Source organism: Sphaerotilus sulfidivorans, assembly GCF_013426975.1.
In the GTDB taxonomy this organism is placed as follows: domain Bacteria; phylum Pseudomonadota; class Gammaproteobacteria; order Burkholderiales; family Burkholderiaceae_C; genus Sphaerotilus; species Sphaerotilus sulfidivorans.
In genome coordinates, this window is sequence record NZ_JACCPY010000009.1 from 58,066 (window position 1) to 83,206 (window position 25,141).

The 25,141-nt window shown below is 70.4% G+C and carries 16 protein-coding genes and 1 tRNA gene; 9 read left to right on the forward strand and 8 right to left on the reverse strand.

Features of this window, described 5'->3' with window-relative positions:
• Positions 1-56 precede the first annotated feature (56 nt).
• From ligA to smc, 3 genes are all read right to left on the reverse strand, one after another.
• On the reverse strand, positions 57-2,177 hold the full coding sequence (gene ligA, locus HZU84_RS07975; protein WP_149503803.1) for an NAD-dependent DNA ligase LigA: 2,121 nt from the start codon (positions 2,175-2,177) through the stop codon (positions 57-59).
• A 60-nt stretch (positions 2,178-2,237) separates the two neighbouring features.
• Entirely contained in the window at positions 2,238-3,458 is a 1,221-nt protein-coding gene (locus tag HZU84_RS07980; RefSeq protein WP_149503804.1) for a cell division protein ZipA C-terminal FtsZ-binding domain-containing protein, read from the reverse strand.
• Positions 3,459-3,533: 75 nt separating this feature from the next.
• Positions 3,534-7,064, reverse strand: coding sequence for a chromosome segregation protein SMC (smc, locus tag HZU84_RS07985; protein WP_180692847.1), 3,531 nt, complete (start codon positions 7,062-7,064; stop codon positions 3,534-3,536).
• Positions 7,065-7,198: 134 nt separating this feature from the next.
• On the opposite strand from smc, the gene dapC reads away from it, so the two are divergent.
• From dapC to HZU84_RS08015, 6 genes are all read left to right on the forward strand, one after another.
• Complete coding sequence (dapC, locus tag HZU84_RS07990) at positions 7,199-8,419, forward strand: succinyldiaminopimelate transaminase (protein WP_149503806.1); 1,221 nt, start codon at positions 7,199-7,201, stop codon at positions 8,417-8,419.
• 67 nt (positions 8,420-8,486) lie between these two features.
• Positions 8,487-9,332 carry a 2,3,4,5-tetrahydropyridine-2,6-dicarboxylate N-succinyltransferase gene (gene dapD / locus HZU84_RS07995; RefSeq protein ID WP_149503807.1) on the forward strand — a complete coding sequence of 282 codons (846 nt, stop codon included), beginning with the start codon at positions 8,487-8,489 and terminating at the stop codon, positions 9,330-9,332.
• 70 nt (positions 9,333-9,402) lie between these two features.
• Complete coding sequence (locus HZU84_RS08000; RefSeq protein ID WP_149503808.1) at positions 9,403-10,665, forward strand: PilT/PilU family type 4a pilus ATPase; 1,263 nt, start codon at positions 9,403-9,405, stop codon at positions 10,663-10,665.
• 21 nt (positions 10,666-10,686) lie between these two features.
• Entirely contained in the window at positions 10,687-11,838 is a 1,152-nt protein-coding gene (gene dapE / locus HZU84_RS08005) for a succinyl-diaminopimelate desuccinylase (protein WP_149503809.1), read from the forward strand.
• Complete coding sequence (prmB, locus tag HZU84_RS08010) at positions 11,835-12,752, forward strand: 50S ribosomal protein L3 N(5)-glutamine methyltransferase (protein WP_149503810.1); 918 nt, start codon at positions 11,835-11,837, stop codon at positions 12,750-12,752. The genes dapE and prmB overlap by 4 nt, the downstream gene beginning before the upstream one ends.
• A 228-nt stretch (positions 12,753-12,980) precedes the next feature.
• Complete coding sequence (locus HZU84_RS08015; RefSeq protein WP_180692848.1) at positions 12,981-14,528, forward strand: methyl-accepting chemotaxis protein; 1,548 nt, start codon at positions 12,981-12,983, stop codon at positions 14,526-14,528.
• Positions 14,529-14,543: 15 nt separating this feature from the next.
• On the opposite strand, the gene HZU84_RS08020 is transcribed toward HZU84_RS08015, so the two are convergent.
• From HZU84_RS08020 to dacB, 3 genes are all read right to left on the reverse strand, one after another.
• Positions 14,544-15,053, reverse strand: coding sequence for a copper chaperone PCu(A)C (locus HZU84_RS08020; protein ID WP_149503812.1), 510 nt, complete (start codon positions 15,051-15,053; stop codon positions 14,544-14,546).
• 78 nt (positions 15,054-15,131) lie between these two features.
• Positions 15,132-15,205 (reverse strand) — tRNA-Gly (locus HZU84_RS08025).
• A gap of 26 nt (positions 15,206-15,231) precedes the next feature.
• Positions 15,232-16,809 carry a D-alanyl-D-alanine carboxypeptidase/D-alanyl-D-alanine endopeptidase gene (dacB, locus tag HZU84_RS08030; RefSeq protein WP_149503813.1) on the reverse strand — a complete coding sequence of 526 codons (1,578 nt, stop codon included), beginning with the start codon at positions 16,807-16,809 and terminating at the stop codon, positions 15,232-15,234.
• Between the two features lie 143 nt (positions 16,810-16,952).
• On the opposite strand from dacB, the gene trmB reads away from it, so the two are divergent.
• A complete protein-coding gene (gene trmB / locus HZU84_RS08035; protein ID WP_149503814.1) occupies positions 16,953-17,690 on the forward strand; it encodes a tRNA (guanosine(46)-N7)-methyltransferase TrmB in 738 nt (245 codons plus the stop codon).
• Here the strand turns inward: trmB and HZU84_RS08040 are convergent.
• Positions 17,674-18,510, reverse strand: a complete 837-nt coding sequence (locus HZU84_RS08040; RefSeq protein ID WP_149503815.1) for an undecaprenyl-diphosphate phosphatase — start codon at positions 18,508-18,510, stop codon at positions 17,674-17,676. The two genes, trmB and HZU84_RS08040, sit on opposite strands and share 17 nt — an antisense overlap.
• Positions 18,511-18,656: 146 nt before the next feature.
• Between HZU84_RS08040 and HZU84_RS08045 the strand changes: the two genes are divergently transcribed.
• The gene (locus HZU84_RS08045; protein WP_149505263.1) at positions 18,657-20,036 is read left to right on the forward strand and encodes a pseudouridine synthase; all 1,380 of its coding nucleotides are present in this window, start codon (positions 18,657-18,659) and stop codon (positions 20,034-20,036) included.
• A gap of 318 nt (positions 20,037-20,354) precedes the next feature.
• Positions 20,355-20,915, forward strand: coding sequence for a TetR/AcrR family transcriptional regulator (locus HZU84_RS08050; RefSeq protein WP_149505264.1), 561 nt, complete (start codon positions 20,355-20,357; stop codon positions 20,913-20,915).
• A gap of 153 nt (positions 20,916-21,068) precedes the next feature.
• Here HZU84_RS08050 and purL read toward each other — a convergent pair whose 3' ends face one another.
• Positions 21,069-25,085, reverse strand: a complete 4,017-nt coding sequence (purL, locus tag HZU84_RS08055; protein ID WP_149503816.1) for a phosphoribosylformylglycinamidine synthase — start codon at positions 25,083-25,085, stop codon at positions 21,069-21,071.
• Positions 25,086-25,141: the final 56 nt, after the last annotated feature.

The following is a 25,141-nucleotide window of genomic DNA, read 5'->3' on the forward strand; positions in this document are numbered from 1 at the left end:
GGACCCTAATCCTTCATTTCAGGGGGTTCATGTCGCGGCTTTTCCGATATTGCGACTTATTGGACGTCTGAAGTCCACTGAGCCGCCCGCAACGAGGCGACAAGCTTCAGCAAACCTTCCTCATCGAGGATCGGCAGGCTCAGAGCCTGAGCCTTGTCAAGCTTCGATCCGGCCTCTGCGCCTGCCACGACATAGCTCGTCTTCTTCGAGACCGAGCCGCTGACCTTGCCGCCGGCGGCCTCGATCAGATCCTTCGCATCATCGCGGCCCATCGTCGGCAGCGTGCCGGTCAGCACGAAGGTCAGGCCGGCCAGCGGCAGGCTCTGCGCCGGCGGCGCGCCCTCGTGCTCGTCCCAGGTGACGCCGGCGGCGCGCAGCTGCTCGACCACCTCGCGGTTGTGCGGCTGGTCGAAGAAGGTGCGCAGGCTAGCGGCCACGATCGGCCCGACGTCGGGCACCTCGACCAGTTGCTCGGGCGAGGCGTCCATCAGCCGGTCGATGCTGCCGAAGTGGCGCGCCAGCGCCTTGGCGGTCGACTCGCCCACATGGCGGATGCCCAACCCGAAGAGGAAGCGCGCCAGCGTGGTGTGACGGCTGCGCTCCAGCGCGTCGACCAGGTTCTGCGCGCTCTTGTCGCCCATGCGCTCGAGCGCGGCGAGCTTGAGCACGCCCAGCTTGTAGAGTTCGGGCAGCGTGCGGATCAGGCCGCTGTCGACCAGCTGGTCGACCACCTTGTCGCCCAGCCCCTCGATGTCCATCGCGCGCCTGCCGGCGAAGTGCAGCAGCGCCTGCTTGCGCTGCGCCGGGCAGAACAGGCCGCCGGTGCAGCGCCAGTCGGCCTCGCCTTCTTCCCGCACGATGTCGCTGGCACAGACCGGGCAGCGGCCCTGCAGGCGCTGGTACAGATCGAAGGGCTCGCCGGCGTCCGGCGGGCGGCGCTCCGGCACCACGCCGACCACCTCGGGAATCACGTCGCCGGCGCGGCGCACGATCACCGTGTCGCCCGTGCGCACATCCTTGCGACGCGTCTCGTCCTCGTTGTGCAGCGTGGCATTGCTGACGGTGGTGCCGCCGACGAAGACCGGCTCGAGCTTGGCCACCGGCGTGAGCTTGCCGGTGCGCCCGACCTGGATGTCGATTGCCAGCACCCGCGTCATCTGCTCCTGCGCCGGGTACTTGTGCGCCACCGCCCAGCGCGGCTCGCGGGTCTTGAAGCCGAGCTGCTGCTGCAGCGCCCGGTCATCGACCTTGTAGACCACGCCATCGATGTCGAAGGGCAGCGCATCGCGCTTCGCGCCGATCGCGGCATGGAAGGCGACCAGCCCGTCGGCGCCCTCGGCCACGATCCGGTCGGCGCAGACCGGCAGGCCCATCGCCGCAAAGGCATCGAGCAGCCCGGCATGGGTCGCCGGAATGTCCCAGCCCTGCACGTCGCCCAGGCCGTAGGCGAAGAAGCTCAGCGGGCGCTGCGCCGTCACCGCCGGATCGAGCTGACGCACCGCACCGGCGGCGGTGTTGCGCGGGTTGACATAGGTCTTCTCGCCCTTCTGGCGCTGGGCCTCGTTGAGCCGCTCGAAGTCGTCGCGGCGCATGTAGACCTCGCCGCGCACCTCGATCACCGGCGCGTCGACGCCCGCCAGTCGAAGGGGAATCTGGCCGATCGTGCGGATGTTCTGGGTGACATCCTCGCCGATCTCGCCGTCACCGCGGGTGGCGGCCTGCACCAGCACGCCGGCCTCGTAGCGCAGGTTGATCGCCAGACCGTCGAACTTCAGCTCGGCCGCGTAGCGCACCGGCGGGTCGGACTCGGTCCGCTTCAGGGCCGAGCGCACCCGCTCGTCGAAGGCGATGGCGCCTTGCGATGTGGTGTCCGTCTCGGTCTTGATCGACAGCATCGGCACCGCATGCCGCACCGGCGACAGGCCGTCGAGCACCGCGCCGATGACCCGCTGCGTCGGCGAGTCGGACGTGCGCAGCGCGGGATCCGCCGCCTCCAGCGCCTGCAGCTCGGCGAACAGGCGGTCGTACTCGGCGTCCGGAATCTCCGGCGCGTCGAGCACGTAGTAGCGGTGGGCGTGATGGTGGAGCTGGCGACGCAGCTCGGCTGCGCGCAGGGCGGTCGGCGCCTCGGAAGTCGGCTCGGAGGGAGCGTCGGAGAAGAGATCGGTCTGGGACATGCGCGCCAGTGTAGGCGCGGCACGCCCTCGGCTGAATCTCGGCTGGATCTCGGCTGAACCTCAGCTGAACAGGCGGCGCGTGACCGGCGCACCGGCAGGCAGGCCGAACTCCTCGAGCTTGTCGTACAGGCCGTCGAGATCCTCGCGGATCATCGCGAAGGACTCGGCATGGAGGCGCTGGCCGGAATCATCGGTCACCTCGGCGTCCAGCGAGATCGCCAGCGCCTGGCCGGCCGCGCACCAGGCGTTGAAGGGCTGGTCCTGGCGCGGCGTCTGCGGCACGTCGAAGATCAGCGACATCTGGTCGACCCAGACCTGGCCAGGATCGTCGGCCAGGGCCGCCTGGGCGTCCAGGCACAGCTCCAGCACCGGCGGCGCGCCTTCGGTGCGGCCGGGCAGCACCAGCCGGCCCGGCGTCGGTCCGTCGACGAAGCCATGGCGCGCGGCATGCTGCTGGACCCAGCTCAGCGGCCAGCTGCCGCGCCGGGCCTGCAGGCGCATCGCCAGCTGGGCGTCATGGTTGACCGCGATGTGATCGAGCGCCCGGGCCTGCGCCACCACCTCGAGCATGTCGGGGAAGAGCGCCTCGCCGCCCAGCGCATCGGCGCAGGCCTGGATCTTCTGGACGAACTCGGAATACTCGATCTCGTTGATCGCGCCGCCGCGGTTGACCTGCTGCACGCCAGCCTGCAGCGCGCTGTAGCGGGCCGGGGCAGCCAGGGGCTCCCATTGGCCGGTCTCGGCATGGCGACCCTCGATCAGGAAGGGCTTGCTGCCGGCGCGGCGGGTCGGCGGCACCTGCGCGAGCACCTGCTCGGCCGACAGCGGCGCGTCCAGCCCGATCGGCACGATCGCGTCGATCAGCGCGTCGATGCGGGCCGGGCTGCTGTGGCGGCGCGGCGCATGCGCCAGCGCGGCCGGTACCTCGCTCAGACGCTGCTCGATCGGCGTCACCGGCACGACCGCCGGAGCAGGCGCGATCGCGTGCATCTCCGGCTCCCGCACGGCGGCCGGCTCGCGCGGCAGCGCATCGAAGACCGTCGGGCGGGTGGAGGCCGGCTCCGGACCGAAGCTCGGCTCGAGCGCCATCGGCACGGTGCCCGGGCCGGAGTCGGACGCATCGGGCGGCGGCAGCGGCGCGGTGTCGGAGGCGGTGCCGGCCGGGGCAGAGGTCGGCCGGGCACGGCCGGCGGCCCGGCGCGTCTGCCAGGCACCATGCCCGATCACTCCGGCGAGCACCAAGCCGCCGATGATGGCCAACCAGATTTGCAGCGAATTCATCGGACCCTGTTTTCCTTGTCTTCAGTCGTGTCGTTGCTCGCGCAGCGCGGCAGCCCTGCCAGGCACAGGCTCATCTCATGAGTCCGCCATCGAGACGGCAGCCTCCATGTCGACGGCGACGATGCGCGAGACCCCCTGCTCCTGCATTGTCACCCCGATGAGCTGTTCTGCCATTTCCATCGCTATTTTGTTATGCGAGATGAACAGGAACTGCGTTTGATCAGACATCTTGCGCACGAGACGGGCATATCGCTCGGTATTGGCGTCGTCCAGTGGCGCATCCACCTCATCGAGCAGGCAGAACGGCGCAGGATTGAGCTGGAAGATCGCGAAGACCAGCGCGATGGCGGTCAGCGCCTTCTCGCCGCCCGACAGCAGATGGATGGTCGAGTTCTTCTTGCCAGGCGGCTGCGCCATGACCTGCACGCCGGCGTCGAGGATCTCCTCGCCGGTCATCACCAGCCGGGCAGTGCCGCCGCCGAACAGCGACGGGAACATCTGGCCGAAGCCGGCGTCGACCCGCTCGAAGGTGCTGCGCAGCAGGTCGCGCGTCTCGGCGTCGATCTTGCGGATCGCCTCCTCCAGCGTCTGCATCGCCTCCTGCAGGTCGGCGTTCTGCGCATCCAGGAAGCCCTTGCGCTCGCGCGCCGAGCCCAGCTCCTCGAGCGCGGCCAGGTTGACCGCGCCCAGCGCGTTCATCTCGCGCTGCAGCCGGTCGATCTCGGCCTGCAGGCCGTGCAGGCGCACGCCGTCGCGATCGATGCCCTCGGCGAGCGGCGCCAGATCGACGCCGGCGGCCTGCAACTGCTCCATGAACTGCGCGCCGCCCAGCGAGGCGGCCTGCTCCTCGAGCTGCAGCCGGGTGATGTCGTCGCGCAGCGGCTGCAGCTCGCGCTCGAGCGCGCCGCGGCGCTCGTCATGCTGGCGCAGCTGCAGCGTGAGTTCCTCATGGCGCGAGCGCACGCCCGAGAGCGCCTGCTCGCGCTCGATGCGCAGCGCCAGCGCCTCCTGCAGGCCCTCGCTGGTCGAGGCCTCGTCGAAGCCGTCGAGCTCGAGCTGCAGCTGGCTCTCGGTCTGGGTGGCGGCGCGGATCTGCTGCGTGGCAGTCTCGATCGCGCGCTGCAGCTCGCCGCGGCGCGCCTCCAGCGCGCGGGCACCGAACTGCGCCTCCTGCGCGCCGCGCTCGAGCCGGCGCAGCTGCTCGCGGGCATCGTTCAGACGCCGCTCGGCCTCCAGCACCCGGTCCTCGGCGGCGACCTGCGCCTCCTGCGCGTCGCCGAGCTGCAGATCCAGCGCTTCCAGCCGGGCCTGATCGGTCTGGCGGCGCTCCTCGATGTCCTCGGCCTGCAGGTCGATCTCGGCGATCTCGGCGTCGAGCTGCTCGCGCCGGCGGGTGGCCTGCTCGGCCTGCTGCGCCAGGCGCAGCACCTCGACCTGCAGCTGATGCGCGCGCGACTGCGCCTCGCCCGCCTCGCGCCGGGCGACGGCGAGCTGGCGCGAGGCCTCGGCGGCGGCAGCCTCGGCACGCACATGCGCGTCGCGCGCGCCGTCGGCCAGCAGCACCTGCGCGCGGGTCTGGCGGTCGAGCTGCTCGATCTCCTGCGCGCGCGCCAGCAGGCCGGACTGCTCGGAGTCCGGCGCATGGAAGGCCACCGCATGACGGCTGACCGCATGGCCGGCCGGCGTCAGGATCAGCTCGCCCGGGCGCAGCCGCTCGCGCAGCAGGAGCGCCGCGGCCAGATCCGGCGCGGTGCGGCAGCCCGCCAGCCAGTCCTCCAGCAGCCCGGACAGCGCCACATCGCCCAGGCGCAGCCGCGAGGCCAGCGTCGGCAGCGGCAGGCGCGGCGCCTCCTCGGCCGGCGCCTCGGTGCGGCCGGCCTCGGCCAGGCTGCAGAACACCAGCCGCGCCGGCGGCGGATCGGCCTCGAAGGCGCGCACCGTCTCGACCCGGCCGATCTCCAGCGCCTGCAGACGCTCGCGCAGCGCCGCCTCCAGCGCGCTTTCCCAGCCCGGCTCGACCTGCAGCCGGGTCCACAGCGCCGCCAGCCCGTCCAGGCCGTGACGCGCCAGCCAGGGCGGCAGCCGGCCACCGCGCTGCACCTTCTCCTGCAGCGCACGCAGCGCGTCGAGCTTGGCGGCCAGCTGGGCGCGGCGCGCCTGCTCCTGGCTGGCGAGCTGCTGCGCGGCGCGGCGCTGCTCCTCCAGCTCGGGCAGCTGTTCGGTCAGCGCGGCCAGCCGCTCCTCGGCCTGAACCTGCAGATCGCGGGCCTCGTCGAGCTGCGCCTGCAGCAGCGCCAGCCGATCGGCATCCGGCGCGGCGAGCTGGCGCCGCTCGGTGCCGAGACGCTCGCGGCGCAGCTCGAGCTCGCGGCGGCGCTCGTCGAGGTGGCGCGACTGCGCCGCCAGCAGCTGGATCTGCTGCTGCACGCCGGTGGCGCGGGCCCGCTGGGCGCCGGCCTGCTGCGTGGCCTGGCGCAGCCGGTCCTCGGCGGCGGGCAGCGCCTCGGCCTGCTCCTCGAGCTGCGCGGCCAGCACCGCGGCCTGCTCCTCGGCCTCGATCTGGCGACCAGCCACGTCTTCGAGCTGCGCCTGGGCCTCGGCCTGACGCTCGACCCACTGCGCGGCCTGGGCCTGCGCCTCCATCAGCCGCTGCTGGCTGCGCCGGCGCGCGTCGGCCACATGACGGATGCGCTCCTCCAGGCGGCTGACCTGCATCGCCGCCTCGGCCAGACGGCCCTGGGCGACATGCAGCGCGTCGTTCGATTCATGGTGCGACTGGCGCAGCGACTCCAGCGCCGCCTCGGTGCGGCGCAGCTCGGCCAGACGCGACTCCAGCGCGTTGGTCGCCGCCAGCACCGCCTCGCGCACCCGCTGCTGCTCGCCGGTGGCGTCGCGGTGCTTCAGGAACCAGAGCTGGTGCAGCTTGAGCGTGCCGGCCTGCTGCAGGTCGCGGAAGCGCTGCGCCACCTGCGCCTGCGCCTCGAGCTTCTCGAGGTTGGCGTCAAGCTCGCGCAGGATGTCCTCGACCCGGGTCAGGTTCTCGCGGGTGTCCTTCAGGCGGTTCTCGGTCTCGCGGCGGCGCTCCTTGTACTTGGAGACGCCCGCGGCCTCCTCCAGGAACAGGCGCAGCTCCTCGGGGCGCGACTCGATGATGCGGCTGATCGTGCCCTGCCCGATGATGGCGTAGGCGCGCGGGCCCAGGCCCGTGCCCAGGAACACGTCCTGCACATCGCGCCTGCGCACCGGCTGGCTGTTGATGTAGTACTGGCTGGTGCCGTCGCGGGTCAGCACGCGGCGCACCGCGATCTCGGCGTACTGGTTCCACTGGCCGCCGGCGCGCGCCGACGCGTTGTCGAAGATCAGCTCGACGCTGGCGCGGGCGGCGGGCTTGCGCTGCCCGGAGCCGTTGAAGATCACGTCCTGCATCGACTCGCCGCGCAGCTCGCTGGCCTTGCTCTCGCCCAGCACCCAGCGCACCGCGTCCATGATGTTGGACTTGCCGCAGCCGTTGGGGCCGACCACGCCCACCAGCTGCCCGGGCAGCTGGAAATGGGTCGGATCGGCAAAGGACTTGAAGCCCGCGAGCTTGATCGAATTCAGGCGCATCGGCCGCAAGTCTTTGATCTGAAAGTGATTTTCCCGCAACCATCCATCACGGGGCGGGCGCGATGATAGCACCGGGCCCTGACCGGGCCGGGCGCGAGCCGGACACAGGCCGGATACCGGATAATCCGGCACCCATGAACCCCCTGCTCACGCGTCTCCAGCCCTACCCCTTCGAGCGCCTGCGCGCGCTGACCAAGGATGTCCGACCGAACCCGGATCTCGCGCCGATCAGCCTGGGCATCGGCGAGCCCAAGCATCCGACGCCGGAGTTCCTGAAGCTCGCGCTGACCAGCTCGCTCGACGGCCTGGCGGCCTACCCGGCCACCGCCGGCCTGCCGGCGATGCGCCGCGCCTGCGCCGGCTGGATCGAGCGCCGCTACGGCGTCACGCTCGACGCCGACACCGAGATCCTGCCGGTCAACGGCTCGCGCGAGGCGCTGTTCTCGCTGGCGCAGACCGTCATCGACCCGAGCCGCGACCGCGAGCGCGGCGGCCCGGTCATCGTCTGCCCGAATCCCTTCTATCAGATCTACGAGGGTGCGGCCTACCTGTCGGGCGCCACGCCGGTCTTCGCCAACAGCGATCCGGCGCGCAACTTCGCCGCCGACTGGTCGCAGATCGACGACGAGACCTGGTCGCGCACGCAGCTGCTCTTCGTCTGCTCGCCCGGCAACCCGACCGGCGCGGTGGTGCCGATGGAGGAATGGGAGCAGCTCTTCGCGCTGTCCGACCGCCACGGCTTCGTCATAGCCTCCGACGAGTGCTATTCCGAGATCTACTTCCGCGACGAGCCGCCACTGGGCGCGCTGCAGGCCGCCAGGCGCCTGGGCCGCGGCCTCGAGCGCCTGGTGGTGCTGACCAGCCTGTCCAAGCGCTCGAACGTGCCGGGCCTGCGCTCGGGCTTCGTCGCCGGCGACCCGGCGCTGCTGAAGGCCTTCCTGCTCTACCGCACCTACCACGGCAGCGCGATGAGCACCACGGTGCAGCAGGCCAGCATCACCGCCTGGGACGACGAGGCGCATGTGGTCGAGAACCGCGAGATGTACCGGCGCAAGTTCGCGCAGGTCACGCCGGTGCTGGCCGAGGTGATGGACGTGGCGCTGCCCGACGCCAGCTTCTACCTGTGGGCCAAGGTGCCCGAGGCGGTCTGCAGCGGCAGCGACACCGCGTTCACCCGCGAGCTGCTGGCTCAATACAATGTCGCGGTGCTGCCGGGCAGCTATCTCGCGCGCGAGGCCCACGGCATCAATCCCGGCGCCGGCCGGGTGCGCATGGCGCTGGTGGCCGGCGTCGACGAGTGCCTGGAGGCCGCGCACCGCATCGCCGCATTCATCCGCGCCCACACCGCGTCCTGACCCTGCGTTCCGACCCGGGCGCTGCGGCGCCCCTCCCCTTCCTCCGCCTTCCTTCCGAAAGATCCCCATGTCCGACCTGAGCCTGAGCCAACTGCAGTCCGTCATCGAAGCCGCCTGGGAAGACCGCGCGAACCTGTCCGTCGCCGCCGCGCCGGCCGAGATCCGCGAGGCCGTCGCGCACGCCATCAACGAGCTCGACGCCGGCCGCCTGCGCGTGGCCAGCCGCGAAGGCGTCGGCCAGTGGACGGTGCACCAGTGGCTGAAGAAGGCGGTACTGCTGAGCTTCCGCCTGAACGACAACGTCGTGATGGGCGAAGGCGCCCTGACCTTCTTCGACAAGGTGCCGACCAAGTTCGGCGGCCTGTCGGAGGAGCAGCTGCGCGCCACCGGCGTGCGCGTGGTGCCGCCGGCCGTCGCCCGCCGCGGCAGCTTCGTCGCGCCCGGCGCGATCCTGATGCCGTCCTACGTCAACATCGGCGCCTATGTGGACGCCGGCACCATGGTCGACACCTGGGCCACGGTGGGTTCGTGCGCGCAGATCGGCAAGAACGTGCACCTGTCGGGCGGCGTCGGCATCGGCGGCGTGCTGGAGCCGCTGCAGGCCAACCCGACCATCATCGAGGACAACTGCTTCATCGGCGCACGCTCCGAAGTGGTCGAAGGCGTGATCGTCGAGGAGCACTCGGTGCTGGGCATGGGCGTGTACCTGGGCCAGTCGACCCCGATCTTCGACCGCGCCACCGGCGAGATCTCCTACGGCCGCGTGCCCTCGGGCTCGGTGGTGGTGAGCGGCAACCTGCCGAAGAAGGCCGCCAACGGCGCCGACTACAGCATGTACGCCGCGATCATCGTCAAGCGCGTCGACGCGCAGACCCGCTCGAAGACCAGCATCAACGACCTGCTGCGCGACTGATCGCCCACGCGGATCGACCGAGCGATCGCGTCGACCGCGCCGCACCGGAACACGAAGGGGGAAGAAGACGATGAACGGCACGCGCAACATGGAGCGCATCCTGCGGCTGATGGCCGAGAAACGCGCCTCCGACGTGTTCCTGTCGGCCAACATGCCGGTGCTGATCAAGATCCACGGCCAGATCCTGCAGCTCACGCAGGAACCGCTGGGCGCGAACCAGCCGCGCCAGCTGCTGGCCGAGGTGCTCGGCGCCACCCAGCTCGAGGAGCTCGACGAGACCGGCGAGCTCAATGTCGGCGTGCCGATCACCGGGCTGGGCACCTTCCGGCTGTCGGCCTTCAAGCAGCGCGGCACCATCGCCGGCGTGTTCCGCTTCATGCCGACCGAGATCCCGGCGCTGGAGACGCTCAGCCTGCCCGACATCCTGGCGACGCTCGCGCTGGCCAAGCGCGGTCTGGTGCTGATGGTCGGCGCCACCGGCACCGGCAAGAGCACCACGATGGCCTCGATGATCCAGCACCGCAACCGCCAGGTCGCCGGGCACATCCTGACCATCGAGGATCCGATCGAGTTCCTGTTCACCAACCACAAGTCGGTGGTGAACCAGCGCGAGGTCGGCCGCGACGTGCAGTCGCTGCAGATCGGCCTGAAGAACGCGATGCGGCAGGCGCCGGACTGCATCTTCATCGGCGAGATCCGCGACCGCGAGACGATGAGCGCGGCGCTGTCCTACGCGCTCTCCGGCCACCTGGTGCTGTCGACGATGCATGCCAACAACAGCCACCATGCGCTGGGCCGCATCCTGTCGTTCTACTCGCCCGAGGCGCGGCCGGCGCTGCAGTCCGATCTGGCCGCCGGCCTGCGCGCGATCGTCTCGCAGCGGCTGCTGCGCTCGACCCAGGGCGGCCGCATGCCGGCGGTCGAGGTGCTGCTCAACACCCAGCTGGTCTCCGAGATGATCGACCAGGGCAACCTCTCCGGCGTCAAGGACGCGATGGAGCGGCTGATGGCCGAGGGCTCGCAGACCTTCGAGCAGGACATCGCCCGGCTGATCACCGAGGGTCTGGTCACCCGCGACGAGGGCGTGGCCCATGCCGACTCGCCGACCAATCTGCTGTGGCGGCTGCAGAACGACATGGCGCCCGGACGCCGCAGCGCCGACGAGGAGCCCGAGGCCGAGGCCGGCCCGTCCTTCACCGAGATCGAACTCGACGTGGTGCCCGAGCCGCGCCGCGGCGCGGCAACCGGCACGATGCCGATGAGCGGCGTCACCCCGCCGGGCCGCGCAGCCGTCGGCCTCACGCCGCGCCCCTTTCCCGCCAAGCAGCGCTGAGCCACTTCCGTTCCCTTTTCCATGCACCTGCCCACCCTCACGCTGCTCGAGCAGCTCATCGCCCGCCGCTCGGTCACGCCCGACGACGCCGGCTGCCAGGCGCTGATCGCCGCCGAGCTGCGCCCGCTCGGCTTCGACTGCCACGACCTGCCCTTCGGCCCGGACGACTTCCGCGTCAGCAACCTCTGGGCCAAGCGCCAGGGCAGCGGCGGCGACGGCCCGACGCTGGTCTTCGCCGGCCACACCGATGTGGTGCCCACCGGCCCGGTCGAACTGTGGAGTTCCGACCCCTTCGTGCCGACGCACCGCGACGGCCGCCTCTGGGGCCGGGGCAGCGCCGACATGAAGACCTCGCTGGCGGCGATGGTCGAGGCGGTGCGCGAGTTCGTCGCCGCCCGTCCCGACCACCGCGGCGCGATCGCCTTCCTGCTCACCAGCGACGAGGAAGGCCCGGCACGCGACGGCACGGTCAAGGTCTGCGACTGGCTGGAGGCCCGCGGCGAGCGGCTCGACGCCTGCATCGTCGGCGAGCCGACCTCGGTCGAGCGCCTGGGCGACATGGTCAAGAACGGCCGGCGCGGCTCGATGTCGGGCCGGCTGACGGTGCGCGGCGTGCAGGGCCACATCGCCTATCCGCATCTGGCGAAGAACCCGATCCACCTGGCGATGCCGGCGCTGGCCGAGCTGGCCGCCGTCGTCTGGGACGCCGGCAACGACCACTTCCCGCCGACGAGCTGGCAGATCTCCAACCTGAACGCCGGCACCGGCGCCACCAACGTCATTCCGGGCGAGCTGGTGGCCGACTTCAACTTCCGCTTCTCGACCGAGTCGACGCCCGAGGGCCTGCAGGCGCGGGTGCACGAGGTGCTCGACCGCCACGGCCTGGACTACCGGCTCGACTGGAGCCTGAGCGGGCGGCCCTTCCTGACCCGGCCGGGCCCGCTGGTCGAGGCGCTGGCCGGCGCGATCCGCGACATCACCGGCCTGGAGACCGAGCTCTCCACCAGCGGCGGCACCTCCGACGGCCGCTTCATCGCGCGCATCTGCCCGCAGGTGGTCGAGTTCGGCCCGGTCAACGCCACCATCCACAAGATCGACGAGAACTGCGAACTCTCCGCGCTCGGCCCGCTCAAGGACATCTACCTGCGCACGCTGGAGCGCCTGCTCGCATGACTTCGACCCTTTCCCCCGCCGCCGCCCCGCTCACCACGCTGCAGCTCGTCGAGGCGATGGCCGCGCGGCTCGACGCCGCCGGCGTGAGCTTCGGCCACGGCACGACCAACGCCTTCGACGAGGCCGCCTGGCTGGTGCTGTGGCAGCTCGGCCACCCGCTGCACGCGCTCGACGAGGTCGCGGACGACGCGGTGACCCCTGAGGCCGCCGCGCAGGTCGAGTCGCTGGTGCAGCGCCGCATCGACAGCCGCCGCCCGGCCGCCTACCTGACCGGCGAGGCCTGGCTGCAGGGCGTGCCCTTCCATGTCGACGAGCGGGTCATCGTGCCGCGCTCCTTCATCGCCGAGCTGCTGGCCGACGCCGATCTGGGCGCCGAGCTCGACGCCTGGCTCTCGCCCGACACCCGCCGGGTGCTGGACCTGTGCACCGGCAACGGCAGCCTGGCGGTGCTGTCGGCGATGGCCTTCCCCGACATCGAGGTCGACGCCGCAGACATTTCCCCGGACGCACTGGCGGTGGCACGCCTCAACGTCGACCGCCACGGCCTGGCCGGGCGCATCCGCCTGGTCGAGAGCGACGGCCTGAGCGCGCCCGCGCTGGCCGGGCCCTACGACCTGATCCTGTGCAACCCGCCCTATGTCAACGCCGCGTCGATGGCGGCACTGCCCCCCGAATACCTGGCCGAGCCGCAGATCGCGCTGGCCGGTGGCAGCGACGGCATGGACTTCGTGCGTCAGCTGCTGAAGGACGCGCCGGCGCGCATGTCGCCCGACGCGGTGCTGGTGCTGGAGATCGGCAACGAGCGCGAGCATTTCGAGGCCGCCTTCCCGCAGCTCGAGGCGATCTGGCTGGAGACCAGCGCCGGCCATGACCAGGTGCTGCTGCTGACGCGCGCGGCGCTGCTGGGCAGCTGAGACCGTCAAGGCAGCCACTGAAGACAAACGCACACTTCTGGTGCCATCCGCACCAGGCTGCGTCAATCTCAGCCGATTCCCGTTCTTATCTGCCGATTCGGGCATCCGCGAGGCAGTGACACTGCGCCATGTCCGGCAGCTCAGGACATGGCTTGAATGGAAACGGCTCCATCCGGGCAGAACCTGTCGCCGATGTCGGACAGGACTCTTGCCACGGATAGCCGCCCGATGACCTTCCTGAACAGCATATCCGTCCGGACCCGCCAGATCGCGATGGCCGCGATCGGCATCACCGCCGTCTCGGCCTGCGCGCTGACCGGCCTGTGGAGCGAATCCCGGCTGTCGCAGGCCAGCCAGCGCGCCTTTGTTGCCAAGGACGTGGTCGCCGACATCCTGCCCCCGCCGATGTACCTGATCGAGATGCGCCTGCTGCTGTCGCAGGCGCTCGAAGGTCGGCTCGACACCGCTCAGGCCAAGAGCGAGCTGGCCCGACTGGACAAGGAATATCAGGCCCGGGTCAGTCACTGGCAGGCCAATCCACCCTTCGGTCTCGAGCAGGATCTGCTCGGCGCCCAGCATCAGGCGGCGGTCGAGCTCATCGGCGCCGCGCAGCTCATGCTCGCCAGCTTGGACGCCGGTGATCCGGATGCGGCCCGGCAGCAGCTCGGCGTGGTGCACGCGCTCTATCTCAAGCACCGGGCCGCGGTGGATGTGACCGTGGTTCGCGGCAACGCGCTGAGCAGCCAGTCGATGGCCGAGTTCGATGCCACCGTGGAGCGGGGTCGCAGCCTGCAGCTCCTGCTGCTCGGCCTGTCGGTGCTGGGTCTCGGACTGCTGAGCTGGCAGCTCGCCCGCTCGGTGACCCGCCCGCTCGACCAGGCGGTCGACCTCGCCGAGGCGGTGGCCGGCGGCGACCTGAGCCGCCAGGTCGCGGTCGAGGGTAGCGACGAGACCGCGCGGCTGCTGCAGTCGCTCGAGCGCATGCGCACCCAGCTCGGCGACATGGTGTCCGAGCTGCGCCAGGGCAGCCTGCGCATGGCCAGCGTCTGCGCGCAGATCCATGCCGGCAACCTCGACCTGAAGAGCCGCACCGCCGGCCATCTGGACGAGCTCGGCCATGTGCGCGGCAATCTGGCCGAAGTGACGCGAATGATCAGCCACAGCGCCCAGGCGGCCGAGCAGGCGGCCGGACTGGTCGAGAGCGTCGAGACGGCGGCACGACGCGGCCAGGAAGCGATGGGGCGCATGAGCGAGACGATGAGCGGCATCGCCGCCTCGTCGGCCCGGGTCAGCGAGATCGTCGGCGTGATCGAGTCGATCGCCTTCCAGACCAATCTGCTGGCGCTGAACGCGGCGGTCGAGGCCGCGCGGGCCGGGGATCAGGGCCGCGGCTTCGCGGTGGTCGCCACCGAGGTGCGCATGCTGGCGCAGCGCTCCTCGATGGCCGCACGCGAGATCCGCACGCTGGCGGCCGACAGCACCCGCCAGGTCGGCAGCGGCACCGATCTGGCCGCCGGCACCGCCCGCGCCATCGTCGACATGGCCACGCAGGTCGAGACGATGAACCGCCTGGTCAAGGACATCTGGGAAACCACCTTCGCGCAGACCTCGGGCATCGCCCAGCTCGGCGAGGCGGTGGAGATGCTGTCCAAGGCCGGCGATGCCAATGTCACGCTGGCCGAGCAGTCCAGCCAGGCCACCGCCAGCCTGGAGGACGAAGCGCGCCGGCTGACCGGATCGGTCAGCCGCTTCCGGCTCGACCGCGCCTTCCATTGAGCCGGATCGCCCGGTTCAGTGATGCGCCGTGCCGCCCGCAGACGTGCGGGCCGCACGCACCGGATGCACGTCGACCATCACCTCGGTGCTGCCGCCGCGCTCGAACACCAGCGTGACCGGGAAACGGTCGCCGTCGCGCAGCGGCTGCTTCAGCTCCATCAGCATCAGGTGGTGACGCCCGCCGTGACGCAGCGGCACCGCCGCGCCGGGCGCGAGCTCCAGCGCCGGCAGCGCGCGCATGCGCATCACGTCGCCCTCCATCGTGCTCTCGTGGATCTCGACGCGCGCGGCCACCGGGCTGCGTGCGCTCAGCAGCCGGTCGGGCTGGCGGCCCTCGTTCGTCAGCATCCGGAAATAGACCGCGCCGCTGCGCGCGCCTGCGGGCGTCGGTGCCGCGTAGGGATGATCGACGACCACCGATCCGGCCTTGAAGTCATGCGCCGCAACCGGCAGGACCGGTGCAGCCAGCATCAGGAACAGCGCACCCAGCAGGGCACGGCGAGAAGGGGGCAGGACAGTCTTCATGCTTCGCAAAATGACACAGCCCCTGAAGCCATGAGAGCTGCAGGGGCTGGGGAAGAAGGCGGCAAGGCCGGCAAGGACTGGAGCGGGTGAAGGGAATCGAACCCTCGTATGAAGCTTGGGAAGCTGCCGTTCTGCCATTGAACTACACCCGCCCGGGTGCGCATCGGCTGGTTGGCGATTATGCCAGATGCGCGATCCAGTCGACACAGGCATCCAGCGCCGGCACCGCAGCGGCGATCAGGTTCTGGTCCGGATGATGGGCCAGCAGCGTGACCGCGATCATGCGTCCGCCCCGGGTCTGCACGCAGCCGGCCAGGCCACGGGTGTCGAGCAGGGTGCCGGTCTTCAGCCAGGCGCGGCCCTGGGCGGCGCTGCCGCGCAGTCGGCCCTCCAGCGTGCCGTCCACGCCGGCCACCGGCAGCGTGCGCTGCAGCAGCTTCCAGTGCGGCCCGCGGGCCGCGCGCTGCAGCAGGTGAACGAAGGCCTGCGGCGTGGCGCGCTCCAGCCGCGACAGGCCGGAGCCGGTGTCCAGCCCGACGACCGCCTCGTCGCGCAGCCCGCCGCGCCGGCGCAGCCAGTCACGCATGCGCAGCCGCGCCGCCTCGGCGGTGGCCGAACGATCGGGAAAGTCCGGCGCCAGGCTCAGCATCAGATGACGTGCGATCAGGTTGTCGCTGCGCTTGTTCATCTCGCGCAGCTGCACCGACAGCGGCGCCGACAGATGCTCGGCGAACGGCGCCGCGCCACCACCGGCCTCGGTGGCACGCCAGGGCGTCGGGGTGCCGCCGTCATGTTCGACCACCCGGCCGCGCAGCACGCCGCCCGCCTGCAGCCACAGGCCCTCGATGGCACGGGCACCCAGATCGCGCACGCCCACCGGCGCGAAGCGGATCTGCTGCGCGCCACAGCGTGGCGACCACTGACCGCTGACCTGCAGCTGAGGCTGCAGCTGCGAACCATCGTCGCGCAGCACCGCGCTGGCCGCGCAGCCACCGCCCCGCCCCAGGCTGTTGACCAGCCGCACATCGTGCAGCGGCGGAGTGACCTCGATGTCGGTGCGCCCGCCCGCGTCGCTGCGCAGCGCCACCCGCACCACGCCGGCGTCGAGCGCCAGCGCATCCGGACGAACATGGTGCGGCCGCTCCGGCGTCGGCTCCGGCGTGGTCGCCAGATCCTCGGGCCGCAGCCGGAAGGCCTCGCGATTGATGACGATGTCGCCCCAGACCTCGCGCAGGCCCTGGGTCTGGATCTCCCGGAACCACTGCAGCAGATCGGCGCTGGTCAGCATCGCGTCGCCACCACCGCGGATCACCAGATCGCCCAGCAGCCGGCCCTGGGTCAACGGACCGCTCAGGTAGGCGCGGGTGCGCCAGCAGTAGGCCGGACCGAGCAGGTCCAGCGCCGCCATCGAGGTCAGCAGCTTCGAGGTCGAGGCCAGCACGAAGGGCCGCGCGGCCTGCCAGGACAGCAGCGCCTCGCCGCCATCGAGCGGCTGCGCGTGCAGGCCGAAGCTCTCCAGCGGCAGACCGCTGGACTCGAGCGCCTGCCGCAGCACCGCGGGCATCTGGTCGACCGGTGCCGGCAGGCTGGCTGCGGCGCTGTCCCGGCCCGGGCGGCGCCGGGCCGCGTGCGCCGGGACAGCACCGCCGGCCAGCGCCAGAGCGGCCAGACGGCCCAGGCAGCGACGGCGGTCGAGAAGTCCGGCGGCAGCGTCATCGTGCCCGGGCCGGTCCGGGCTTGGTGCAGAATCGCGCATCCTCTGAGCCTAGCCGGCCCGAATGACCCCCGACAGGTCAATATCGCCGGTTTCTTCCTGTCCAGTGCTGAAAGCCCCTGTTTCCGGGGTTTCATCTTGAAATATTCACGCGCCGCACTGTCGCATGCGGCGCTTCGCATTCCATGAACGACTCCCAGCCCACCCTCGAACCGATCGGCGCGGATGCCGACGACACCTCCACCGAAGGCGCACCGCGCCGCGCGATCCGCAGCTTCGTGGTGCGCGCCGGCCGCATGGGCACCGGCCAGATCCGTGCGCTCGAGGAACTCGGCCCGCGCTTCTGCCTGCCCTACCGCGCCGAGCCGCTCGACGCCGCAGCCGTCTGGGGCCGCAGCGCGCCGCTGGTGCTGGAGATCGGCTTCGGCATGGGCGGGGCCACCGCGGAGATCGCCGCGAACCGCCCTGACACCGACTTTCTCGGCGTCGAGGTGCACACGCCCGGCGTGGGCGCGCTGCTCAAGCTGATCGACGAGCGCGAGCTGGGCAACCTGCGCATCGTCCAGCACGACGCGGTCGAGGTGCTCGAGCACATGATCGCGCCGGGCCAGCTCGCCGGCGTGCACATCTTCTTTCCCGATCCGTGGCACAAGAAGAAGCACAACAAGCGCAGGCTGATCCAGCCGGAGTTCGTCGCCCGCCTGGTCACCCGGCTCGCGCCGGGCGGCTACCTGCACTGCGCGACCGACTGGCAGCCCTATGCCGAGCAGATGCTGGAGGTGCTGTCGGCCGAGCCGCAGCTGGCCAACACCGCCGAGGGCTATGCGCCGAAGCCGGACTACCGGCCGCTGACCAAGTTCGAGAACCGTGGCCTGAAGCTCGGCCACGGCGTCTGGGATCTGGTCTTCACTCGGTCCAGTTGACCACGCCCGTGTAGGAGGTCACCAGGATCAGCAGACCGAAGCCGATCCGGTACCAGGCAAAGGGCACGAAATCGTGCGTCGCGACATACTTCAGCAGCCAGCGCACGCACAGCCAGGCCGACAGGAAGGAGAACACCAGGCCGACGAGGAACATCGGCGCGTCGGCCATCGACAGGTGCTCGCGCTCCTTCAGCAGGCTGTAGGCGCCGGCGCCGATCAGCGTCGGAATGCCGAGGAAGAAGCTGAAGTCGGTCGCGGTCTGGCGCGACAGGCCCATCAGCATGCCGCCGATGATGGTCGAGCCCGAGCGGCTGGTGCCGGGAATCATCGCGAAGCACTGCACCAGGCCGACCTTCAGCGCATCCAGCGCCGTCATGTCGTCGACCGAGTGCACCCTCACCGCGCTGGCCGGACGGCGCTCGGCCCACAGGATGATCAAGCCGCCGACGATGAAGGCGGAAGCGACGATGATGGGCGTGAACAGATGGGCCTTGACCATCTTGCCGATCAGCAGGCCCAGCACCACCGCCGGCAGGAAGCCGATCAGCACGTTCAGCGCGAAGCGGCGCGCGTCACGGCTGCTGCCCAGATGGGTGACGGTCCCTGACAGACGCTGCCAGTAGACCAGGATGACCGCAAAGATCGCACCGGTCTGGATGGCGATGTCGAAGACCTTGACGGTGGCCTCGCTCATGTGGTCCTGCATGCCGAGCAGCTGGCCGGCCAGGATCAGGTGGCCGGTGCTCGAGATCGGCAGGAACTCGGTCAACCCCTCGACGATGCCCATCACCGCCGCCTTCAACAACATCACGATATCCACGCAATCAACCCTTTCCTGAGGCTCGGACAAGAAAACGCCCCGATTGACGGGGCATCTCTCTGTTGTTCAATACTGCGATTGAAGATAGCACAGGCCTGTGGCGGCTCCCTTCTGCCCAGCTTCAGGCCAAGCTGTCAAAACACGACATGGTCACGCTCACACTGAAAAAGAAACCCGGCGCCGGCGCCGACATCCCCTCCTCCCGCAACCGGCCGCTGCGCAGCAGCGGCATGCGCCAGCGCCCGACGCTGGCCGAGGCCCAGGAGCAGCGCGCCCGCCAGGCCGAGGAGCTGGCCCGGCGCCCGGCCCCGTCCGAGACGCCGCGCTGGCAGGACGAGCGCCGCCCAGGGGGCCGACCCGGCCCGCGCGACGCCCGCGATTCGCGCGACCCGCGTGACCCGCGCGAGGCCCGTTCCGGCCGCGATCCCCGGGAGGCTCGGCGCGATCCCCGTCAGGATCCACGTCACGACGCCCGCCGAGAGCCCCGCCGCGAAGATCCGCGTCATGGCGATCGCCGCGATCCGCGTGCCGCACGCCCGGGCCGTCCGGGCATCGAGGCACCGGCCTCGCCGCTGCGCAGCGTCGGCAATGCCGAGCGTGCGCGCCAGATCCTTGAGCGCGCCAGCCGCAATCCGGACACCGGCCGCCCGCAGCAGCGCCAGGATCGCCCGCCCGTGCAGCGCGATCCCGCCGCACGGCCGCTGCGCAGCGTGGCCAACCCGCAGCTGGCCCGGCAGATGGTGGAAGCGGCTGCAGCCGCCACCGCCCCTGCTCGGCCCGAGCAGGACGGCGAGCGCCTGTCCAAGCGCATGACCGCGCTCGGCCTGGCCTCGCGCCGCGAGGCCGACGAATGGATCGAGGCCGGCTGGGTCAGCGTCAACGGCGAGCCGGCGGTGCTGGGTCAGCGGGTGCTGCCCGGCGATCGCATCGAGGTGGATGAACGGGCGCACAAGGAACAGGCCCGTCGCGTCACCATCCTGCTGAACAAGCCGATCGGCCATGTCAGCGGCCAGGCCGAGGACGGGTATGAGCCGGCCGTCGCGCTGATTCGTCCGGAAAATCAGTGGGCGGAGGATCGTTCCGGTCTGCGCTGGCATCCGGGCCATCTGCGAAACCTCGCTCCGGCCGGCCGGCTCGACATCGATTCTGTCGGTCTGCTGGTATTGACCCAGGACGGCCGGGTCGCCCGCCAGCTGATCGGCGATGAATCCGAGGTGGAAAAGGAATATCTGGTCCGGGTCGAATACACCCGCGAGGGCCGCCTGCCCGACGAGGACCTGGCGCTGCTCAACCACGGCCTGAGCCTGGACGGCAAGCAGCTTCGTCCCTGCAAGGTCAGCTGGCAGAACGAAGATCAACTGCGTTTCGTGCTGCGTGAAGGCAGGAAACGTCAGATCCGGCGCATGTGCGAGGCGGTCGGCCTGAAGGTCGTCGGCCTGAAGCGGGTGCGCATCGGCAGCGTTCCGCTGGGCCATCTGCCGGTCGGACAGTGGCGTTATCTGCGCCAGGATGAATATTTCGCCTGAATGGAACGGATTCATTCCAAAGCAGCAAGAAACAAAATCAAATAAACGGGTAAGAGCCGTACCACTTCGCTGCTTTGCTGTCACCCTTGCGCTCCGAGACTTGAGACTTCGTGACGCCAAGTTCGTCACGAAGCCTTTCATTGCTATCGACCACACAGATTCGGTAGTCTTTGGTAATGATAGGTACCCTTTTTTATCATTTTTTCTGCTTTCAAGCAGGAAAGCTCAAGTACGATTGGGCAGAGGGGAAGCCCCATGATCGAGCAAACAGCCATAATCTCTTCTTCACTGGACCACCGTACTCGTCTCCTCGAGGGCATGGCGCGCTGCGTCGCCACCAAGGGGTATGCAGACACCACCATCGCCGACATCGCCACCGCGGCCAGGGTGTCGAAGCGAACCTTCTACGAGCATTTCCGGACCAAGCAGGAGTGCCTGATCGCGCTCTACGAGAATGCCAGCCAGCGCAGCATCAGCTCGCTGTCGAAAGCCATCGAACCATCCCAGGACTGGACGACGCGGGTGGATCAGGCGGTCAAGGCCTACTTCGGCCACCTGGCCGCCAATCCGCTGCTGATGCGCACGCTCTTCATCGATGTGCTGGCGGTCGGCTCCGAGGGCCTGCAGGCGCGCCGCAAGGTGCATCGCCAGCTCGCGGACCTGATCGCCGATCTGCCGCAGCAGGCCGAAGGTGATGCAGCCGCCTGGCAGGCCAACGCGATCGTCGGCGCCCTGACCGAGATCGTGCTGCAGGCCATCGAGCAGGACCGCGTCGAGCAGCTCCCCGAATGCGCCGATGGTGCAGCGCAGGTGGTGCGCGCAGCGATCCAGGCCCACCGCAGCACGACCGAAGGCCGGCCTCTGCCCCAGGATCACTGAGGACAGCCGCGCGCCGGCCTGCCCTCCACCACTCCAGCCCACCCTTTTCCGAACTCCCCGACGCACAAGGGGCCGGCCACCTGACGGTGCCGGCCCCTTGGTCGTTGGCGGGCACGGGCTCGAGACCCGTGCGGGTGCTGCGCTCTGCAGTCTTCAGCCGACCCAGCGGCGCGCGTTGCCGAACATGCGCGCCCACGGGCTGCGCGCCGACACGTCGCCCGAGGTCCAGCTCAGCTGCACGTTGCGGAAGACCCGCTCCGGGTGCGGCATCAGCACGGTGAAGCGGCCGTCGGCGGTGGTGACCGAGGTCAGGCCGTCCGGGCTGCCGTTCGGGTTGGCCGGATAGGCTTCGGTCGGACGGCCGGCCGAATCGACGAAGCGCATCGCACGATGCACCTTGGCGGCATCGCCACGCTGCGAGAAGTCCGCGAAGCCTTCGCCGTGGGCGACGGCGATCGGCAGGCGGCTGCCGGCCATGCCCTGGAAGAAGATCGACGGGCTCTCGAGGATCTCGACCTGCGACAGGCGGGCCTCGAACTGCTCGCTCTTGTTGCGGGTGAACTTCGGCCAGTCCTGCGCGCCCGGAATGATCGGGCTGAGCGCGGCCATCATCTGGCAGCCGTTGCACACGCCCAGCGCGAAGGTGTCCTGGCGCTGGAAGAAGACCGAGAACTGCTCCGCCAGCAGCGGGTTGAACAGCACCGAGCGCGCCCAGCCCTCGCCGGCGCCGAGCGTGTCGCCATACGAGAAGCCGCCGCAGGCGACCAGACCGTGGAACTGCTCGAGGCGCGCGCGGCCTGCCTGCAGGTCGCTCATGTGCACGTCGAAGGTGTCGAAGCCGGCCTGCGCCATCGCGTAGCTCATCTCGACATGCGAGTTGACGCCCTGCTCGCGCAGGATCGCCACCTTCGGACGAGCCTTCGCGATGAAGGGCGCGGCGACATCCTCGCTGGCGTCGAAGCTCAGCGCGACATGCAGGCCGGTGTCGTCCGGCGCGCCCGCCGCGGCGTGCTCGCTGTCGGCGCAGGCCGGGTTGTCGCGCTGCGCGTTGATGCGCCAGCTCACCTCGTCCCAGGCCTGGTGCAGCTGCTGCAGCGGCGCGCTGAACACCGTCTTGGCGTCGCGCCAGACCTCGACCGCGCTGCGGTTGTTGGTCTTGCCGACGACATGGCTGTGGCGGCTCAGGCCGTGCGCGCGCAGCGTGCGGATCACCTCGTCGCGGTCGGTCGTGGCGACCTGCAGCACGACGCCGAGTTCCTCGTTGAACAGGGCCTTGAGCGTCAGCTCGTTGCGGCGCTCGCTGACCTGGGCGGCCCAGTTCTTCGAGTCGCCCATGTCGGCGCGGCTGTCGCTGATGCCGTCGCCCTCGGTGACCAGCAGGTCGACGTTCAGGCTCACGCCGACATGGCCGGCGAAGGCCATCTCGCAGGCCGCCGCCCACAGGCCGCCGTCGCTGCGGTCGTGGTAGGCCAGCAGCTTGCCGGCCGCGCGCAGCTCGTTGACCACCGCGACCAGCGCCTTGAGCTGGGCCGGATCGTCCACGTCCGGCACGGTGTCGCCGAACTGGCCGAGCACCTGCGCCAGCATCGAGCCGCCCATGCGGTTCTTGCCCTGGCCGAGGTCGATCAGGATCAGCGTGGTGTCCAGGCCCGCCGGGGTGTCGGTCCTGAGTTGCGGCGTGAGCGTGCCGCGCACGTCGTCGAGCGTGACGAAGGCGGTGACGACCAGCGAGACCGGCGCGACCACCTGCTTCGTCTCACCCTTGTCGCTCCACTTGGTGCGCATCGACAGCGAATCCTTGCCGACCGGGATGCCGATGCCCAGCGCCGGGCACAGCTCCATGCCGACCGCCTTGACGGTGTCATAGAGCGCGGCGTCTTCGCCGGCCTCGCCGCAGGCGGCCATCCAGTTGGCCGATAGCTTCACGCGCGACAGCTCGATCGGCGCGGCCAGCAGGTTGGTGATGGCTTCGGCGACGGCCATGCGGCCGGAGGCCGGCGCATCCAGCGAGGCCAGCGGGGTGCGCTCGCCCATCGACATCGCCTCGCCACGGAAGCCGGCGTAGTCGGCCAGCGTGACCGCGCAGTCGGCCACCGGCACCTGCCACGGGCCGACCATCTGGTCGCGGTGGCTCATGCCACCCACGGTGCGGTCGCCGATGGTGATCAGGAAGCGCTTGGAGGCCACCGTCGGGTGACGCAGCACGCTCAGCGCCACCTCGTCGAGGTTCACGCCGGTGAGGTTCAGCGGCTGCTCGGTGCGCGCGACGCGGGTGACGTCACGGTGCATCTTGGGCGGCTTGCCCAGCAGCACGTCCATCGGCATGTCGATCGGGCGCTCGCCGCCGGGGCCGTCCTCGAGGATCAGCTCGCGGTCGTCGGTGGCGATGCCCACCACCGCGTAGGGCGCGCGCTCGCGGCGGCACATCTCGTCGAACAGCGGCAGCAGGTCCGGATTGACCGCCAGGACATAGCGCTCCTGGCTCTCGTTGCACCAGATCTCCTTCGGCGCCAGGCCGGTCTCCTCCAGCGGCACCTTGCGGATGTCGAAGGTCGCGCCCTTGCCGGCGCCGTCGACCAGCTCGGGAAAGGCGTTGGAAATGCCACCGGCGCCCACGTCATGGATGGCCATGATCGGGTTGGTCGCGCCCAGCGCCCAGCAGTGGTTGATCACCTCCTGCGCGCGGCGCTGGATCTCGGGGTTGCCGCGCTGCACCGAATCGAAGTCGAGCGCGGCGGTGTTGGTGCCCGCCGCCATCGACGAGGCGGCGCCGCCGCCCATGCCGATGCGCATGCCCGGGCCGCCGAGCTGCACCAGCAGCGTGCCGGCGCCGAAGGGCAGCTTGTCGGTCTGGCCGGCGCTGATCGTGCCCAGGCCGCCGGCGATCATGATCGGCTTGTGGTAGCCGCGGCGCACGCCAGCCACCGTCTGCTCGAAGACGCGGAAGTAGCCGGCCAGGTTCGGGCGGCCGAACTCGTTGTTGAACGCCGCGCCGCCCAGCGGGCCCTCGGTCATGATCTGCAGGGGACTCGCGATGTGCTCGGGCTTGCCGACGGCATCGTTCTCCCACGGCTCGTTCGTGCCGGGCAGGTTCAGGTTCGAGACATGGAAGCCGGTGAGGCCGGCCTTGGGCTTGGAGCCGCGGCCGGTCGCGCCCTCGTCGCGGATCTCGCCGCCGGCGCCGGTGGAGGCGCCCGGGAACGGCGAGATGGCGGTCGGGTGGTTGTGCGTCTCGACCTTCATCAGCACATGCGCGGTCTCGGCGCGCGCTCCGTACTGCGGCGCGTTGGTGTAGCCCTGCGGCAGCCAGCGTTCGACCGGGCCGCCTTCCATCACCGCGGCGTTGTCGCTGTAGGCGATGACGGTCGACTGCGGAGCGAGCTTTTCCGTGTTGCGGATCATGCCGAACATCGACAGCGGCTGGCGCTCGCCGTCGATGGTGAAGTCGGCGTTGAAGATCTTGTGGCGGCAGTGCTCGGAGTTGGCCTGCGCGAACATCATCAGCTCGACGTCGCTGGGGTTGCGCTTCAGCTCGGTGAAGGCCTTCACCAGGTAGTCGATCTCGTCGTCCGACAGCGCCAGGCCGAAGTCCTTGTTGGCGACTTCCAGCGCCGCGCGGCCCTGGCCGATCACGTCGACATGGGCCAGCGGCTCGGCCGGCCGGGCGTCGAACAGGTGGCGGCCGGCCTCGCGGTCGAAGGCGACCGACTCGGTCATGCGGTCATGCAGCAGCATCGCGCAGGCCTCGATCTCCTCGCGCGAGAGCGGCCTGGCGCCGCCCTTGAGCGCGTCGATCAGGCCGGACTTGAGCTGCAGGCGGAACTCGGTGACGCGCTCGACGCGGTGGATGTCCAGGCCGCAGTTGTGGGCGATGTCGGTGGCCTTGGAGGCCCACGGCGACACGGTGCCCAGGCGCGGCATCACCACCACCAGTTCGCCCTCGGCCGAGGTCTCGGCGGCGTCGCCATAGGTCAGCAGCGCGGCGAGCTTGTCGGTGGCGGCCGCGTCGAGCGCGGTGTCGCTCCAGACCCAGTGCACATGGCGGGCCGACACGCCGACGATGCGGGCGCTGACGGCCTGCAGGCGCGGCAGCAGCGCCTGGGCGCGGAAGGCGGAAAGGGCGTTGCCGCCCTCGAAATGCTGGAGGTGCTTGGGGGAGGAGGAAGACACGCGTGTGAGTCCCGAAGGGCTGTTGATGCGGTGGGGTCGGCGGGCTGCGCGATGCC

Excerpts from the sequence above, each read along its gene's own strand:
- ligA (WP_149503803.1), bottom strand. The coding sequence starts at position 2,177 with ATGTCCCAGACCGATCTCTTCTCCGACGCTCCCTCCGAGCCGACTTCC.
- HZU84_RS07980 (WP_149503804.1), bottom strand. The coding sequence starts at position 3,458 with ATGAATTCGCTGCAAATCTGGTTGGCCATCATCGGCGGCTTGGTGCTC.
- smc (WP_180692847.1), bottom strand. The coding sequence starts at position 7,064 with ATGCGCCTGAATTCGATCAAGCTCGCGGGCTTCAAGTCCTTTGCCGAT.
- dapC (WP_149503806.1), top strand. The coding sequence starts at position 7,199 with ATGAACCCCCTGCTCACGCGTCTCCAGCCCTACCCCTTCGAGCGCCTG.
- dapD (WP_149503807.1), top strand. The coding sequence starts at position 8,487 with ATGTCCGACCTGAGCCTGAGCCAACTGCAGTCCGTCATCGAAGCCGCC.
- HZU84_RS08000 (WP_149503808.1), top strand. The coding sequence starts at position 9,403 with ATGAACGGCACGCGCAACATGGAGCGCATCCTGCGGCTGATGGCCGAG.
- dapE (WP_149503809.1), top strand. The coding sequence starts at position 10,687 with ATGCACCTGCCCACCCTCACGCTGCTCGAGCAGCTCATCGCCCGCCGC.
- prmB (WP_149503810.1), top strand. The coding sequence starts at position 11,835 with ATGACTTCGACCCTTTCCCCCGCCGCCGCCCCGCTCACCACGCTGCAG.
- HZU84_RS08015 (WP_180692848.1), top strand. The coding sequence starts at position 12,981 with ATGACCTTCCTGAACAGCATATCCGTCCGGACCCGCCAGATCGCGATG.
- HZU84_RS08020 (WP_149503812.1), bottom strand. The coding sequence starts at position 15,053 with ATGAAGACTGTCCTGCCCCCTTCTCGCCGTGCCCTGCTGGGTGCGCTG.
- dacB (WP_149503813.1), bottom strand. The coding sequence starts at position 16,809 with ATGCGCGATTCTGCACCAAGCCCGGACCGGCCCGGGCACGATGACGCT.
- trmB (WP_149503814.1), top strand. The coding sequence starts at position 16,953 with ATGAACGACTCCCAGCCCACCCTCGAACCGATCGGCGCGGATGCCGAC.
- HZU84_RS08045 (WP_149505263.1), top strand. The coding sequence starts at position 18,657 with ATGGTCACGCTCACACTGAAAAAGAAACCCGGCGCCGGCGCCGACATC.
- HZU84_RS08050 (WP_149505264.1), top strand. The coding sequence starts at position 20,355 with ATGGCGCGCTGCGTCGCCACCAAGGGGTATGCAGACACCACCATCGCC.